Raw genomic sequence first — 876 nt, forward strand, 5'->3', positions numbered from 1 at the left:
AAGACCAGTACGGGTAAAGTACAAAAGTTTGAGCTACGCCAAGCGGCCAAATCATTGGCGCACGAAACACCAAAAGTTACTGCTAGTGTTAAGTAAAACGGTGACTTATTGAGTCATATCATCAACTAACATCCATAAAAAAGGTCAATCACATATACGTGGCTGACCTTTTTTCGAGTGCTAGCCTATTTATACTATAGTTGGTTCAATATAATTTGGAGACAAGGAAGCCAAGTAAAAGTACTACAAATAGTAGACTAAGCGAGGCTGACACCGTATCCAATTTATAGAGAACTAACTATATCAGCCAAGTTTAGGCTCAAGCCACTGATAGACCAACATCCCTATAATCATCGCAGGGATAAACACATACGCTTGCCATTGTCCCGTCCCAAGTAAGACGATACCTGGCCCCGGGCAAATACCCACCAGTCCCCAGCCGATACCAAACAATATGGCACCGATAATCAGTTGTTTGGTGATGACGGTTTTGCTTGGCATGTCAATGGGCGTGCCAATCCAGCTATTTTCTTGACGCTTGGCCAACAGCACACCAAAAAATGCAATGAACAAACCACCACCCATCACCAGTGCAAGGGAAATATCCCATGCGCCAAACACGTCCAAAAACCCTTGTACTTTTACAGGGTCGGTCATACCTGACACCAGTAACCCAAATCCAAACAGTAACCCTGCCAGCAATCCGATTATATTTTTTAGCATCGTTGTATCTCGCTATTATTGTCTTCTATTAACTATCATATGTCGTTCGTGCTTTAGTGCTACTACTAGCAATCTCATAGCAGTCTGCCGTTGAGCATTTACAGTAGCCCTAGTACATGCCGACCGATATAGACGGTCACGATACCAAAGAAC

1 protein-coding gene is annotated in these 876 nt (G+C 43.4%); it reads right to left on the reverse strand.

What is annotated here, in order from left to right; all coding sequences use genetic code 11:
* Positions 1 to 303: 303 nt before the first annotated feature.
* Positions 304 to 723: a DUF6691 family protein gene (locus tag ACS8FC_RS15900; protein ID WP_439297482.1), complete on the reverse strand. Its 420-nt coding sequence runs from the start codon at positions 721 to 723 to the stop codon at positions 304 to 306.
* Positions 724 to 876 lie beyond the last annotated feature (153 nt).

Source organism: Psychrobacter sp. 1Y4, assembly GCF_051847555.1.